This is a genomic window from Gilliamella sp. W8136 (assembly GCF_016101285.1).
Classification (GTDB): Bacteria; Pseudomonadota; Gammaproteobacteria; order Enterobacterales; family Orbaceae; genus Gilliamella; species Gilliamella apicola_N.
This window is the reverse complement of record NZ_JACFQU010000003.1, coordinates 1-15,444: the sequence shown is the minus strand read 5'-3', so window position 1 is coordinate 15,444 and position 15,444 is coordinate 1. Positions and strand designations below refer to the sequence as shown.

Annotated in this window: 11 protein-coding genes and 1 riboswitch; of the genes, 2 read left to right on the top strand and 9 right to left on the bottom strand. The window is 32.8% G+C overall.

What is annotated here, in order from left to right:
- Positions 1-78: 78 nt before the first annotated feature.
- Positions 79-783 carry a GntR family transcriptional regulator gene (locus H3T96_RS02310; RefSeq protein WP_086326610.1) on the bottom strand — a complete coding sequence of 235 codons (705 nt, stop codon included), beginning with the start codon at positions 781-783 and terminating at the stop codon, positions 79-81.
- 363 nt (positions 784-1,146) lie between these two features.
- On the opposite strand from H3T96_RS02310, the gene H3T96_RS02305 reads away from it, so the two are divergent.
- Both H3T96_RS02305 and H3T96_RS02300 read left to right on the top strand, forming a co-directional pair.
- Positions 1,147-1,593, top strand: coding sequence for a PTS glucose transporter subunit IIA (locus H3T96_RS02305; protein ID WP_198248579.1), 447 nt, complete (start codon positions 1,147-1,149; stop codon positions 1,591-1,593).
- A gap of 14 nt (positions 1,594-1,607) precedes the next feature.
- On the top strand, positions 1,608-3,044 hold the full coding sequence (locus H3T96_RS02300; protein WP_086308982.1) for a 6-phospho-beta-glucosidase: 1,437 nt from the start codon (positions 1,608-1,610) through the stop codon (positions 3,042-3,044).
- 74 nt (positions 3,045-3,118) lie between these two features.
- Here H3T96_RS02300 and dinB read toward each other — a convergent pair whose 3' ends face one another.
- From dinB to H3T96_RS02260, 8 genes are all read right to left on the bottom strand, one after another.
- Positions 3,119-4,174, bottom strand: a complete 1,056-nt coding sequence (dinB, locus tag H3T96_RS02295) for a DNA polymerase IV (RefSeq protein ID WP_144091094.1) — start codon at positions 4,172-4,174, stop codon at positions 3,119-3,121.
- An 85-nt stretch (positions 4,175-4,259) separates the two neighbouring features.
- Complete coding sequence (gene cptA / locus H3T96_RS02290) at positions 4,260-5,966, bottom strand: phosphoethanolamine transferase CptA (RefSeq protein WP_144091092.1); 1,707 nt, start codon at positions 5,964-5,966, stop codon at positions 4,260-4,262.
- Positions 5,967-6,080: 114 nt separating this feature from the next.
- The gene (gene thiQ / locus H3T96_RS02285; protein ID WP_144091090.1) at positions 6,081-6,791 is read right to left on the bottom strand and encodes a thiamine ABC transporter ATP-binding protein ThiQ; all 711 of its coding nucleotides are present in this window, start codon (positions 6,789-6,791) and stop codon (positions 6,081-6,083) included.
- Entirely contained in the window at positions 6,778-8,346 is a 1,569-nt protein-coding gene (gene thiP / locus H3T96_RS02280) for a thiamine/thiamine pyrophosphate ABC transporter permease (RefSeq protein WP_144091088.1), read from the bottom strand. Before thiP ends, thiQ begins: the two co-directional genes overlap by 14 nt.
- Before the next feature lie 33 nt (positions 8,347-8,379).
- Complete coding sequence (thiB, locus tag H3T96_RS02275; RefSeq protein ID WP_144091087.1) at positions 8,380-9,387, bottom strand: thiamine ABC transporter substrate binding subunit; 1,008 nt, start codon at positions 9,385-9,387, stop codon at positions 8,380-8,382.
- Positions 9,388-9,427: 40 nt separating this feature from the next.
- A riboswitch (TPP riboswitch) is annotated at positions 9,428-9,535 on the bottom strand.
- Positions 9,536-10,143: 608 nt separating this feature from the next.
- Entirely contained in the window at positions 10,144-13,746 is a 3,603-nt protein-coding gene (locus tag H3T96_RS02270; RefSeq protein WP_305040916.1) for a T6SS effector BTH_I2691 family protein, read from the bottom strand.
- 20 nt (positions 13,747-13,766) lie between these two features.
- Positions 13,767-14,732, bottom strand: coding sequence for a hypothetical protein (locus tag H3T96_RS02265; protein ID WP_144091083.1), 966 nt, complete (start codon positions 14,730-14,732; stop codon positions 13,767-13,769).
- Positions 14,733-14,743: 11 nt separating this feature from the next.
- Positions 14,744-15,444 (bottom strand): DUF2345 domain-containing protein (locus H3T96_RS02260; RefSeq protein WP_198248578.1); only part of this gene is annotated, 701 nt, incomplete at its 5' end.

Sequence of the window (15,444 nt, the reverse complement as noted above, 5' to 3'; positions counted from 1 at the left end):
ACTGCTAATAAAATACATTATTAACTTGTTTAATAACCAATGAGTTACTCCGCATCGTGTTAATAAACTAAAAATAAATCATTTAGAATTACTTTGCACGTAAAACTTAGCATTGTCGTAATGATATATGATTGTTGAAAAATCGAATGGTTCACCAGCATTGGTGTAAAAAATTTCTTCCACACACAGGGCAGGATCCCCCGCACTCAATCCTAAATAGTCCGCAGTCTGTTCATCTAATTTAATCGCTTTGAAATATTTGTCAGAAAAACCAATATTAATTTTCAATATATCTTTTATGTAACTGAATATGGAGTGTTCAGCAATCTCTTTGTTTAAATAACCCACCATTTTTTTTCGATAGTAGGATCTTTCAAGCGCATAAACTTTATCTTCGAACTTACGTAACCGTTTGATAAAATAGACCTCTTCTCCATCTTCACATTGTAGGTTTTGTTTGACTTGTGAACTTGGTTGAACGATATCTACATTAAACACTTGTGAGGAATTTGGTGCATTGTTTAAATCAACACTAAAACCATGACTTTCCAAAAAATTCAAATATCCATGTTTTTGCGGTTGCCGCACAAAAATACCACTCCCTTGGACTTGATATATGACGCCGTGCCTTTCTAAACAGTTCAGTGCTTTAATGATGGTCGTACGACTAACTTGATATTGATTAATTAAACCTTCGATATTAGGCAGCTGTGTATCTTTAGGCAAATTTTGTTGATAAATTGCTTGCTGGATTTTCTTTGCCACATCTTGGTATTTTAACATTCGTACTCTTTATTTTTATTGCGATAAATAGACCCCATTTTATCCCTATGAATAAATTAATAAATTGAAATCATTTTAAAATGCGATCTAGATCACAAACAATAAAATTGGTCATTAACAATTTTTTATTTAGGGATAAGATAAGCTTTCTCATCTGATGAAAGGAGCTTAATGAATGTCATCTAAAATTAGAGACTATAATAAATTAGCCGTTGATATTTTAAATGAATTGTATTTGTTGGACCAATTATTCTTATCCAAATTTTTGGCACTAATGAAAAGAACCAAAGCAATGAAAACATTGAAAATGAAACATCTGACATTGAAAACGATACACCTAAAATTGTAATTGATGAAATCGATGTGACTAGCCCAATGATCGGTAAAGCATTACCACTTAGTGAAGTACCAGACCCTGCTTTTTCGCAAAAACTTATGGGTGAAGGTATTGCTATTGAACCAACAGACAATCATGTTTATGCACCTTATGATGGCGAAGTAACCGCTGTGTTTGAAGCATCAAAACACGCTATTGGTTTGGTCTTAGATAATGGGGTTGAATTATTAATTCATGTGGGTATTGATACAGTTAATTTAACTAACAATGAATTTGAATACCATGTGAAGTTGAATGAAAAAGTGAAAAAAGGTGATCGGTTGATCAGCTTTGATCCTCAAGCAATTAAACAAGCAGGTTACCCTTTAATTACTCCGGTTATTATTGTTAATACTGATCAATACCAAGTAATCACATTAACAGAAAAAACGGAAGTAAATCTTGATGATAACCTTTTTGAAATTAAGCAATAACAAGGAACCAAAAAATGACTAAAAAACCATTTTTATGGGGCGGTGCATTAGCCGCTCATCAATTCGAAGGCGGTTGGAACGAAGGCGGCAAAGGACCAAGCGTGGTTGATGTTATGACAGCGGGCGCACATGGCGTTGCAAGACAAATTACCCAAGAAATTGAAGCAGGTAAATTTTATCCAAACCATACTGCTATCGATTTTTATCATCATTATAAAGACGATATTAAGCTGTTTGCCGAGCTAGGTTTGAAATGCTTACGTACATCCATTGCTTGGACTCGTATTTTTCCAAAAGGTGATGAACTAGAGCCAAATGAAGAAGGGTTACGTTTTTATGATAATGTATTTGATGAGTTAATTGCCAATGGTATCGAACCGGTTATTACTTTATCCCATTTTGAGATGCCATTACACATTGCTCGTCATTACGGTGGCTTTAGAAACCGTAAAACAGTTGAATTTTTTGAACGTTTTGCAACAGCGTGTTTTGAACGTTATAAAAACAAAGTGAAGTATTGGATGACGTTTAACGAAATTAATAACCAAATGGATACCAGTAATCCGATCTTTTTCTGGACTAATTCAGGTGTGCAGGTTCAACCAGGCGAAAATCCACAAGAAGTACTTTATCAAGTGGCACATTACGAACTATTAGCCAGTGCCAAAGCGGTAATTGCTGGTAAAAAAATCAATCCTAACTTTGAAATTGGTTGTATGATTTCTCACGTACCGATTTATCCGTATTCTTGTAATCCAGAAGATATGATGGCATCTGAAATTGCTATGCATCAACGCTTCTTCTTCCCTGATGTGCATGTTCGTGGTTATTATCCATCTTATGCTTTAAAAGAGTTTGAACGAGAAGGCTATAAGCTTGATATCACCGATGAAGATTTAGCGATTTTAAAACAAGGTACCGTTGATTACATCGGCTTTAGTTATTATATGTCAACCGTTGTTAAAGCTGATGCTAAAAATGATCATCGTGACAATATTGTCAACGGTGCTTTACCTAATGCTGTTGAGAATCCATACATTAAAAGCAGCGATTGGGGTTGGCCTATTGACCCAGAAGGCTTACGTTATACTCTTAATCGTTTATATGATCGTTATCAGTTACCACTGTTTATTGTGGAAAATGGTTTTGGCGCGATAGATGAATTAGAAAACGGTAATAAAGTTCATGATAAACCACGCATCGAATATCTTGGTGCACACATCAAAGCAATGTTAAAAGCTATCGATTATGATGGGGTTGATGTTATGGGATATACCGCGTGGGGTATTATTGATGTCGTCTCATTTACAACTGGCGAAATGAAAAAACGTTATGGCGTGATTTACGTTGATCGTGATAATGAAGGTAACGGTACTATGAAACGCTATAAAAAAGATTCTTTTGATTGGTATAAACAAGTCATTAGCAGTAATGGTACTAATTTAAAATAGATTTAGTATGAAGTCGTAAGTTTTGGGGGTGATGTGGTAATGCACACATCCTCTTTTTTTATCAATCTTGATAATTAAAAATTGAAGAGTAACTGTTTATCAAGTTGTGGATCGATTAAAGTGACATGAAAACCAATCAAACGCACTCCACGATCATTTCGACGTTCTTGCCAAACTTTATAGGCTTGTTCAATTAAATCCTGTTTATCAAGTTTAGACCAAACATGTTCTTGTGTAGTAAGTTGGAAATCATCAAATTTAAACTTAACACCTTGTCGAGCGATTGACAAATCAGAACGAACTTTACTCAACCGAGTTTTCAGCTCTTCAAATAACGGTTCAAACTGTAATAAACACTCATCCCAAGTATGAATATCGTTAACTAAGGTGCGCTCTACCCCTACAGATTTACGTTGCCTATCATTACAAACTTCACGTTCATCAATGCCTTGACATCGTTCATATAAGACTCGCCCAAATTTACCAAATTGATTAAGTAATTTACTCACATCATAATTAACGACATCCTGACAGGTGATTAGCCCTAATTCAGCTAATTTTTTCTCGGTCACTTTACCTACACCCGGAATTTTTTTAAGTGGTAATTGAGCGATAAAGCTTGTAACAGCATCGGGTGTAATCACATATTGCCCATTAGGTTTATTCATATCTGAAGCAATTTTGGCTAAAAATTTAAGTGGGGCAACGCCTGCGGATGCGGTCAAATCAAGTTCTTTATATATCGCTTGGCGAATATCTTGAGCAATTAAAGTGGCTGAACCATGACAAAGCTTACAATCGGTCACATCTAAATAAGCTTCATCCAATGACAAGGTTTCAATTGCTTTAGTATAGCGCTGAAATATTTGATGAATTTGATTAGAAACTTCTTTATAAACAGCATGCCGACTTGGAATGACTTTAAGATTTGGGCACAATTTTAGAGCTTGTGACATCGACATCGCACTATGTACGCCATATTGACGAGCTAAATAATTTGCAGTAGCAACAACACCGCGTTTGCGAGGATCGCCCCCTACTGCTATCGGCAAATTACGATAACGGGGATTATCTCTCATTTCAACTGCGGCATAAAAACAATCCATATCAACATGAATAATTTTTCGCATAAATAACTGTTTCACTGCATTTAAAATATGACTGTATAAATATACAATAACATACCTTAAATGCTGGTGTAAACAGTCTAAAGAGTTACTTCGTTAATTTATCAAAATCAATTAAGCCATTTTTATCATAAGGATCACCAATCCAGCGTTTTCCCTCATAATAATTGGGGTTGACCAAACTTTTTTCTGGCACATATAAGTTATAATTGAGTCCAGCTAAATCAGACCAAGTATGGATTAAATCCTGAGTACTAAATTTTTGATTCACATAATCTTGATAGTGATTAGGGTGAGATGCGATCCAACTCGGTGATTGCCATAACATAAACGGTACAGTATACATGGTGCGGGTTGGCACCTTTTCATTACGCCCTAAAATATCATGTGGTGAAGTTTCGTAAACATCTTCGCCATGATCAGAAAAATATAACATAAAACCATTTGTATGACTGTTTTTAAATAGATTGAATAACGTGGTTGTCACAAAATCATTATAACTTATTGCATTATCATAAGAGTTATATTCATCCACGTTCTCATCATCAATTTTAAATGGGATATTTGCATTATCTTTAAATCTATCATGTTCCCCATCTTTTGGATAACGAAACTCATATTTCATATGTGTACCGAGCAGATGAATAATGATAAATTTCTTTTCTTCTGGTTCAGCAAGCACTTTCACAAAGGGTTCAAAGACCGATTCATCATATTGCCTTGAACTTTGATTACGATCGTTATTCATATAAAACTGTTCATCTGCTTGTTTAGAAAACATTGTCAACATCGTATTTCGTTTCGTCATCGTTTGTTGATTTGTTATCCAATAGGTTTTATACCCTGCCTGTTTCATTAAATGTATTAACGAAGGTTGAGTAAGGTAAAGGTCAGGATGTTGTTCATCTGCAAAAGTTAAGACTTGTTGCAAAACCTCTATGGTATAAGGTCTTGATGACACAACATCTTTAAACACTAAAAATTCAGGATTATCCTTTTTAAATTGCTCGATTTGTGGCGTTGTGTTACGTGGATATCCATAAATACTCATTCGATTACGAGTAGTTGATTCACCAATAATTAACACCAGTGTTCTGGGAGTATTACCATTGGCATCTTTTAAATTTTCAACGGGAGGTAAAGTATTCAAATGATGAATTATATCTTCCATATTCGAAAGTTGAGAGCGATAAGCGATATAACTATTAATCAGTTGCCAAGGTACAGTGGTTTCCATTCGACCTAATAGATGTGTTGTTGCTTTTTGCAAGGAGGAATTTTTGATTGTAACACTAATAACCAGTGGCATAATGGCATAAATGGCAATTAATAATGACGTAACCCATTTGGTTGTGTTTTTAACATAGACAGGTCTTACTTTTCGCCAAAGATAAATACCAATCAAACAATAAATAATCACTACAGCCATTAATTTCGAACTGAAATACTGTTGAATAAACTCATTTGATTCAGTCAAATTCGATTCAGCCATGACAAAAAATACACTTTGTGAAAATTCCTGACGATAAATTATAAAATAACTTATTGAAATCAGTGATAAACTTCCGACAATCAAACCATAGACAGTGGCAATTTTTCGAGTCTGATTTGGAAATATTAAAGCGGGGATCAACCAAATTAAACTATAGATGATTGAATCACGTAAACCTATCACATTGGCGTGTCCAGAAATGAAGATATAAAGTTGTAAACCACTTGAAAAAAAAGTAAAAAATAAAATAGTAAAGATAAGCGCTAACCAGCTAAATTTTTTGTTTTCTTGTATATTCGTCATGAAAATTTATTTGATATTATAGGTTATAGAAGTGTATAAATTACCCCTCCTACATTAATAAAACCTTAAGTGATAACAATTTTATATTTAGAAATAAATTAGCAAACAATCGTTTTAGCTTTTATTTATTGGCAAACCTAATAATTGAGCAATAACCTTATTTTCGGGTTCCTTAAGTTGATCAGGAGGATTATTAAATATGATCTTTCCATTATCAACAACTAAACAGCGTGAAAAGTTTTCTAAAGACTCATCTAGATAATGTGAAACCATAAGTAACGTTAAATCAAATTCATCACAGATATGATTAACCAGTGCTAGCATTTCAAACCGTAAAGCTTGGTCTAATGCCGAAAATGGTTCATCCAATAATAAAATAGGACGATGTTGAATTAAACAGCGTGCCAAAGCAACTCGTTGACGCTGTCCACCGGAAAGTTGATTGGGATAGCGATCATTAAAGCCCGATAAACCAACTTTAGCCAACATATCGGCAATATTTTGCTTCTCAAAAGTCGTTAGTTTTAATGACGGTTTAATGCCTAAAGCAATATTTTGCTCAACGGTTAAATGATCGAATAAGTTATTATTTTGAAACAGCATCGAAACTGGGCGCTTACCCGGTAAAGTTTGCGTCATATTCTGATTATTAAGAATGATTTGCCCTGAACTTGGAAAAATAAATCCTGCGATCAAGCTTAATAAGGTACTTTTACCCGCACCACTCGGTCCAACAATGACTACTTTTTCTTGGGTAGCAATTTGCATATTAAAATGCATTTTAAAATCATCATATTGATAATTAATTTGATTAAGTTCGATCATAATCCATCACAATTAATAAACTAAAAGATAAGATTAACAAAAATGCAGCCGTCACGGCGCTCTCTTGATAATGATAATGCGCTATTTGTTGATACAAATAATAAGGTAATGTGGTAACGGCTTGCCCGCCAAACAACGCAATAATACCAAAATCACCCATTGACAATAATGCCGAAAAGGCCAAGCTCAACGTAAGAAGTTTTTTTAATGATTTATATTCAATTAGATAAAAATGCCTAATACCTGCAATGTTTAAAGATTGACATAATTGCCAATATCGTGATGTAACATCAAACATTGGCACTTCAAGATTTTTTAAGATAAAAGGTAAGGCCATTAGACCATTGCAAAGCATCATTAAACCACAGACAAACACGGCATTATCAGCATACTGAAATAACAAAATAAACAATCCTGATGCAAGTACCATGCTTGGAATGGTTAATATCAATGACCCCACTAACATTAAACGATTGCTCCATTGTTGCTGATTGCCAATCAATAGACGGCTATTGGTCCAAAGTATTAATAAAGCAAGTAACATAGCCACCAAAGCTGAACCAAGGGCAATTATTAACGAATAGATAACAGCTTGCTGAAAAGCCCAATTTAACTGCGACCATTGAAAATAACCAATACCTTCAATCAATAACGTAATCATTGGCAAAAATATATACATTGCTCCCAAAATCACAATAACAGCACTAACTAAACCTATAGTCACAGTGTTGGGTAAACGATATTGGTAGCGAATATACTGTGCACTAAGATCGCGATAATGATTTGTTTTTCGCAGTATCCAAACAAAACTCATACAACAAATGAGCTGTATGATTGCTAACATAACAGCTTGCATAAAATCAAAATCGCGAATCGATTGGTAAATAGCAACTTCAATAGTGGTATACTTCGGCCCTCCTCCTAATGCCAACACTATAGCAAAGCTGGTAAAGCAAAGCATAAAAATCAGTCCTGACATGGGTAAAAGCTGCCGACGCAATAATGGCCATTCTACTAATTTAAAATAAGTAAAATGAGAAAAATTAAGCTGAGCAGCCAGTTGTTTTTGCTCAACAGGAACACTCGTTAATGTTTGATAAAACAGACCGCTCGCATAAGGAAAATTCAAAAAAACATGAGCCAATAAAATCCCAACCAGTCCATAAATTGAAGTTGAAAAAGATAAGCCTAAATAAGCAAAACACGTAGCAAATAAACCTTGTTGACCATAAACAGATAATAGCCCGGTTACAACAACTAATGTTGGTAATATAAAGGTAACGGGCATGATTCGTATCAGAAAGCTTTTTCCCCAAAAATCGATAATGGACAACGCTTTAGCCATAACAACGGCCAAAAATACCGACAAAAACGTCGATAATATCGCTTGCATGAAAGTGATCCAAATAATGTGAAATAAATAATTATCAATATAGAGCGTTAAATTATCGGACTTTATGGCTGTATAACAAAGCGCAAACAATGCAGTGCCTAAAACTGCTATTATCAAATTAGCAGCGCTGATACCTGGCAGTAACGTTTTAAAATTTAACATTGCTTTTTATTATAAAATTAACAATCTTTTTTATTACTGACTAATGGCTGATTGCCATTCTCGTATCCAAGCTTTTTGATTATCAACCACTTTCTCTGCATCAAATTCAAGCGCTTTACTGACTTTATTAATCTGATCAAACGCAGGGGGTAATGGCGTATTTATAATAGGATACATAACATTTTTTTCAGCAAATTGCCGTTGTACCTCGGGTGTTAATAGATATTTTAAAAAGCGACGTGCTAATTGTGGTTGTTGACTATATTTGGTGATACCTGCTATTTCAACTTGACGATAATGCCCCTCATCAAAAATAGCGGCATTATAACGATAATCTTGATCATTAATTATATGTGCAACTGGCGATGTGCTATAACTCAGTACCAAATCAGCTTCACCTTTTAAGAACATACCGTATGCTTCACTCCACCCTTTAGTAACTGTAACAGTATTTTTAGCAATTTTTTGCCATGCCGATACCGCATCCTTACCGTAAATATTTTTTACCCAAAATAACAATCCTAATCCGGGAGTACTGGTTCTAGGATCTTGATAAATAATTTTCCAATTGGCTTTATTGTCAACTAACTCATGTAATGAGTGGGGAGGATTCTTTATTTTTTCTTTATTATAGATAAAAGCAAAATAACCGAAATCATACGGCATAAAATCCTCATTCCACCAATCAGTATTAAGATTGTTAGGTTTGGCTATTTGATGAGGTGCCATGATATTAGCCTGTTTAGCTTGTCCTAAAAGATTATTGTCTAAACCTAAAATAACATCAGCATTGGTTTTATTACCCTCAAGGCGAAGACGATTTAAAATCGACACACCATCGCCTAGCGTTACAATATCAAGTTGGCAATCACACTGCGCTTCAAAGCCCTGTTTAATTGCTTCACCTGGTCCCCACTCGGAAATAAAAGAGCTATAACTATAAACAGTTAAAATAGGTTTTTCATGAATTTTAGCATTAGCAGAAGTTGCTACAAAGAATACAGAAAATAAAAATGACAGTAAGAATTTATTACAAAACATTTTGCCTCCAAAAAAGCGAATAAAAGACAAAAGGTTTGAGCAGACACGATAACTCAAATCCCTCCGCTGGCATGACCCAGTTCAGGTTCGACGAGTTGCATTAGTAAACCTAACACTCTCAGCCCATAAGGCACCCCGTTGAGAACGATATTAGTTTAGTAGTTAGTTGGAAAATTGTAAATAAAGAAAGTGGTAAGTTATTTTTAAGGTATCATTTTCTGGTAAAAAATCATCAGAAAATCCATTATTTTTAGTTAAATTTAAATCATATCAAACATTAGTAACCAGTTGCTCCTCATTTAGGTATAAAAAACGGTGATGCTTAAAATAAAAATAGTGATTTTTGTAAAAAATATTCAGGAGTCTATACCGTTTCGTCTATTTTATTATTAAATTTATAATAGAATTTATGTGAATAAAATGACTTTTTATTACTGTTTTTGTTTACTTTCATTTTAAAGATAGTCATATTTTTTAATATCAATTAAGCTAATTTATTTTTACCAAATAACAAGCAACTTCAATCGTATTATTCAACGCTAATTGAACAAGTAAAAGTAAACTGGTAAAAATATTTCACAAAAAAAGATAAATTAATATCAATGAGTTATAGATTCCTGATTTTGCAAATAATCATTTGAAAGCAATGAAATATTATTCATTCTCATTAAGAATCTATCTAGCAAAAAATCCGAAATAACACACGGACAAGTTGGTTAATAAACCAGCCATCATGGCTGATTTATTAAAATTTTTTTATTTAATTGATCTAACCTGTTGTCTACGAGCTAAATCTTCTGTAATTAGTTTTAAGGCATCATATTCATTAAAGGTGGTGTTTAGTTCTTTATCAGTTTTTGTTGATAATTCTGATGTATTTAATTTAGCAATAATTTTATTTTGGTTATTTATTTCAACATCTGACTCTTTAATTCCAAACATTGATTCCAATACTTTTTTAAATTCAGAGCGCTGTTTAGATACTAAGTGATAAGCTATATGATCACTTCGATTCGTGCCTAGTGCACTATATTTTATCCATTCTTCTAGATCATTGTCACTTAGGTACCAAATCAACCCTTCTATAAGTAAAATAATAATACTAAACCAAAGTCCTAAACCTAAAAATAAAATCCTTTTAGCCAATATTTGGGTAGTATATTCACCAATAGCATAGAAAAGTAATGTTCTAGAGGCCTTATCCGTTATAATTTTTTCTAAAACTTTATTTCTTAAAGCACTAGTCAACCATTTTATATGATAAGTGGAAGAAGCCATCAATCCTAATATGGCGTTGGTAGAATGTCCCGTAGCAACAAGTAAATGCAACACTGCTAAACACACATTCCCTTTTTCTACTTCATCTTTAACTTTTGAAAGTCGCTGACACGCGACAAATACTCCTGTCGCGGCACCTAAAAATCCCGATAATACCTTTATACGCCCAGCTGCTACTGTTTTATCACCCGCTGTTACTTTAATAAATTGGTACAAAAGTTCAGTTGTTGCAGCCGACATACTCAGTGAACACGCTATCATTTCCGCTGACCAAAAACTATCGTCCTTTTGCCCCTTAGTTTGTTCTTTAATTTTAAGCCAATTAAATATTTCAAATATACCAATAATAAAAGCTAAACGGAGATCTTTAAAACCTTGACTTTTTTCTACTGCCTTATTATTAAGATTTGATAAATCGGTATCTTTTGTTTTATTTAATCTAGGTAAATTATTTCTGTGATTATAATTTAGAACATTTGAAATAATATCATTTTTCCTATTTTGACTTTTTATGTAATCACGTTTTTCTTTAAGTATCTCAACTCGTTCTCGAGTAGTTAAATTAACCACTTTACCATTATCCAAAGTTTTAGTTTTTGGTAATTTTCCTTTAAACCAAGATGATTTAATTACAGTTTTTCTTACTTCATTTTGTGCTTTTAGAACAACTTGTGTTCCTTTTTTATATAGGCCTAATACAGATGTATGAAATGCCAAACATAATGAAGCATTCATATAACTGATTAGCTTACTACTATTGATTGGATAAAACATTATATTACATAGACGAACAGCTAAATTATTAACTTTTAAAAATCGTCCAGTAAAAAAGATTGTTAATAAACGTTCATTATTATTTAATTTTATTCCGAAGTCTTTCAATTGTTTTGGTGCTTCAGGATAATTTTTTAAAATTTTATTGGCTTCTTTAATTGATTCATCATAACTCTTCACTGCATTTAAAAAACCTTGAACTTTTTTATAATAAGCCGCAATTTTACCGATTTTAGTCGAAGTCATCACTTCATTAATATCGATTTCTTCAGATGAATTTGAATTTTGAATTTTTTCTAACAACATCTGAATGTTTTCTAAAACCATATCACTATTATTTGCTATTCCTCGCACAATGATACTGTCAGGTTTATCTTCATTAGCATTATTAAATTTTATACATGAATTTAAATAATTTTTTCCTATCTTGGTTAACTCTAAACATGATGTACAATTATCAACTATAGACGAATAAATCATCCCATAAGGATTAATCTGCTTTGATATTATCTGCGCTTCATCTTTGGTAATCTCATTATCGGAAAGGGCTTCATTTATCTCAAATTGATTATCAAGTATGTCTTTTTTCTCGTTATTTGCTATTACATCACACCAAATATTACCATCTAAATCTTTCATATGAAGATAAAAATTACTTTTTTGCAACCAATTAATTACTTGTGATGCTCTCTCTTCTGCAATCGATGCTATTCTTTCTTGCAAATTCTTATATTGCTGTTTAAGCATATTTAACATATTGTTATCTAGGCATTTTGCATATTTTTCTTGGATATTTTTAATTTTATCTTTTTTATCTTGTTTAAACTGTTCTTCTCTATTTTCATAACTAATTAATTTATCTTCAAAATATGATTGGATAGAATTATAACTAATTTGATTTTGGAGGTTTCTAACTGGTAAAGGCGATTCAATATAAGATTTACAATTTAATTTTAATCTATCCTTAGAGTAAATTTTACTGTAATCATCAACATTAAAATTATAAAGATTGTAATCTTTGCCATGTAAATAATAATTTCTTTCCCAATCATAATGTTCATTTTGATTGGAAATAGCTCGGAAATTGTCATCAACTTGTATATAAGGCAAATAGTTTCCACTGAACGGTTTCCCATACAGTTCATGACTAACCAACACAGATAATTGATTAAAAGTTGAAAATATAGGTAACTCTTCCGCTTGTGGTATAGCTTTATCTTTCATTACTTGTTTTAAATAAGGATGTGTAGTAAAGTTATTCTGATAATCAGAGACAAATTCTTTTTGGATCAAAAGTTCTAATGCATATTCGTAAGATTCTAATGCATCAAATTCAAATTCCAAATCACGTCGATAGTGATTAACTTTATCAAAAATATCAAGATAATATCCATTTAATTCTTGGGCTATACCTATTGGATCTTCAATAGCAAAAATCAAAGGCGAATAATCTTTACTGTATTCCTGCATACTACTAACTACTTTTTTTACCAGATTATTTTGCCTAGTCCAAACAAAATTAGTCGTATTACTTTTTAAAATTTTTTCATCATACCCAAAAGGTTGAAGTCCGATTGTCCCATCATTTTCATTCACACCCATATGAGTGTAAGCAATATATCCACTATATAATGGATAAAATTCTTTTTTATTTTCTTTTTGGTCATCAGTCTGATAGCTTGATTGCCATTTATGTTTCTCATCGTACGGTAATTTTTTTTCGTCAAAATTCGGATCAAAATCTAAAATTTGTTTTATGGTTTGCTCTGTTGCTGTTGTTGAGCTAATCATTGTTTTAAATGTGTTCCCTTTCCATTGATCCATAATAATTTTTTGCATGCGTTTTTCGGGATCTTTTTCATGTAATTCAATAACTTTTTCATCCCATGGTATATCACTAAACGCAATATAGACTTCTTTTTGCTCTTGAGGACTGGAAATGGTGATAAATTTATTATGGCTTTCGTTACTTCTTAAATTTGGACATTGAAAACCACCGTTTTCAATTATTTCATCTGGTAATTTAACTGTATAAGGATTGTGTTGTTTATAAAGATTACCATTATCATCTGTTGTATACGCTTGCCATTTATTCTCACCGATCTCATTTGGTAGATAAACATACAAAAATCCTTTCCTAAGTGATCTAGCATGATATTGATATTCTTTATCTAAAGGAACGTTAGTTACAGATGATAAATTCACCCAATCGGGTTGAGGACAATTAAGTGCTTTCGGTACTACGGTGTATATTACAGGAAAAATAGCTATTCCCTGTGTTTGGCATCCACATTGTTTTACTGACATTATTTAATTCCTCAATTACTTTATTTATTTGTTTGTTCACTCAGATCTTGATTCAATATTATTTGCCAATCTGGACTATTTATTTTGTTTAATAACGTAGTGAAATCAAAACGTGTTTTCATGTTCTGGATTTTATTTTTTACATAAGGGTGTAAATCAAAATCTTTCCCCCACATATATGCAACTTTTGCCCATTCGACTAACAATGCATTATCAGTAAAACCACGAGACATTAGACGTAATAAACATGGTTTTATTTTATTTAACGATTCACATTCATTTATCTTTTCCAGAGGATGGGTTTTTCGATATTTTTTTAAGAATTGGTTATTAATGCCAATGCAATTAATTTCTTGTTCTAATTGTTTTGTTATACCCAATTGTCCTGTATATACCATACTTGGTTCATCATTATGTCGATAAAACAGATCACCGTTACCATCTAATAGCGTCCATATTTCAATATGCCCTAATAGTTTTATTTGTAATTGGGTATTTAATATGGTTAATAGTTGAGGTAAAACAGCCGGATCATAAAATCTTAGTAACTGATTAGTTTTATAAATTTTTTGCAATGAGAGATAAGCAAAATCTTCTGCTATATTTTGAATATTACTGTGTGTAAATACCCAACCACTATAATGTCTTGTTCCATTTTTACATAAATTTTGTGGGTTTAATTCTGATAATGCTTGATCAATAGTATAACGCAATACATCACGTTCAAAAGTGTCTTTTAAATTTAATGCTAAAAGCAAAGGTCTTTGCCACGCTAATACTGAAGGATGCTTAATTTTTACTTGAGTAATTTTGAATTTTTTATAAAAAAATTGAATTATTTTATCCTCTAATACTGATATGAAAGGATCTAAAATAACAATACAACGTGATTGATAAGGTTTAGCAAATTCACATAACTGTTCGGTTATCGCATCAATTTTTTCTATATCACCCGACAATTCAATTTTAGGTTTTGTAGATAACATCATTTTTCTTATTAACTCAGTTTTATCAAAGCTGCTTGATTTTGTGCACCACTATTGGTTGTTTGCTGACAATTAACTTCTCCCGGTAAGTTTAAAGAAAACTCCAGATTTGCTGGTCCCATTTTTTGCATAGCATTACTTTTTATATAAACATTATCTGCCGTGCCCAGTTCAATGCCTGCACTACTGAGTTTGATGTATGAACCACCACACATTAAGGTGATTTCTTTTACAGCTGACAAATCAACACTGCCATCGACACTGTCTATTTTAATATCTTGCTTGGCAGCCATATTCAGGTTGGCATTTTGTGCCTGCACCTCAATATCACCCTGATTGGCAAAAACTTTCATTCCTGATTTATGGGCAAATAGACCGATGGATTCACCGGATGAAACGGTAATGTTTTTTAACGCATTGATGTCAGTCTGGTTTTCACTGGTCATTGAAACGCTGTTTGATGTGGACAGTTGAATGTTTTCCGGACTGGTTAAAGCGATGCCCTCTTGTGCATAAGCAAGAATGCCACTTTGGGCTAATTGGGTTAATGTCGTTTTAAGTTGCTCCTGACTGTCGGTGTCCGCGCCATGGGCTTCAGATGAGGTTGCTGCATTTTGCAGTGCTTTAGCAATTGATAACGCATTTTCAAGCTGGGTAATGGCACCTTGCATATCCAGTTGTTTACCCTGTGCCTTAGGCTCGGTCTGACTGG

What these genes read in the sequence shown, in the direction of transcription:
- thiP (WP_144091088.1), bottom strand. Translation starts at nt 8,346, where the DNA reads ATGTTAAATTTTAAAACGTTACTGCCAGGTATCAGCGCTGCTAATTTG.
- H3T96_RS02270 (WP_305040916.1), bottom strand. Translation starts at nt 13,746, where the DNA reads ATGTCAGTAAAACAATGTGGATGCCAAACACAGGGAATAGCTATTTTT.
- H3T96_RS02265 (WP_144091083.1), bottom strand. Translation starts at nt 14,732, where the DNA reads ATGTTATCTACAAAACCTAAAATTGAATTGTCGGGTGATATAGAAAAA.
- H3T96_RS02310 (WP_086326610.1), bottom strand. Translation starts at nt 783, where the DNA reads ATGTTAAAATACCAAGATGTGGCAAAGAAAATCCAGCAAGCAATTTAT.
- thiQ (WP_144091090.1), bottom strand. Translation starts at nt 6,791, where the DNA reads ATGATCGAACTTAATCAAATTAATTATCAATATGATGATTTTAAAATG.
- cptA (WP_144091092.1), bottom strand. Translation starts at nt 5,966, where the DNA reads ATGACGAATATACAAGAAAACAAAAAATTTAGCTGGTTAGCGCTTATC.
- H3T96_RS02300 (WP_086308982.1), top strand. Translation starts at nt 1,608, where the DNA reads ATGACTAAAAAACCATTTTTATGGGGCGGTGCATTAGCCGCTCATCAA.
- thiB (WP_144091087.1), bottom strand. Translation starts at nt 9,387, where the DNA reads ATGTTTTGTAATAAATTCTTACTGTCATTTTTATTTTCTGTATTCTTT.
- dinB (WP_144091094.1), bottom strand. Translation starts at nt 4,174, where the DNA reads ATGCGAAAAATTATTCATGTTGATATGGATTGTTTTTATGCCGCAGTT.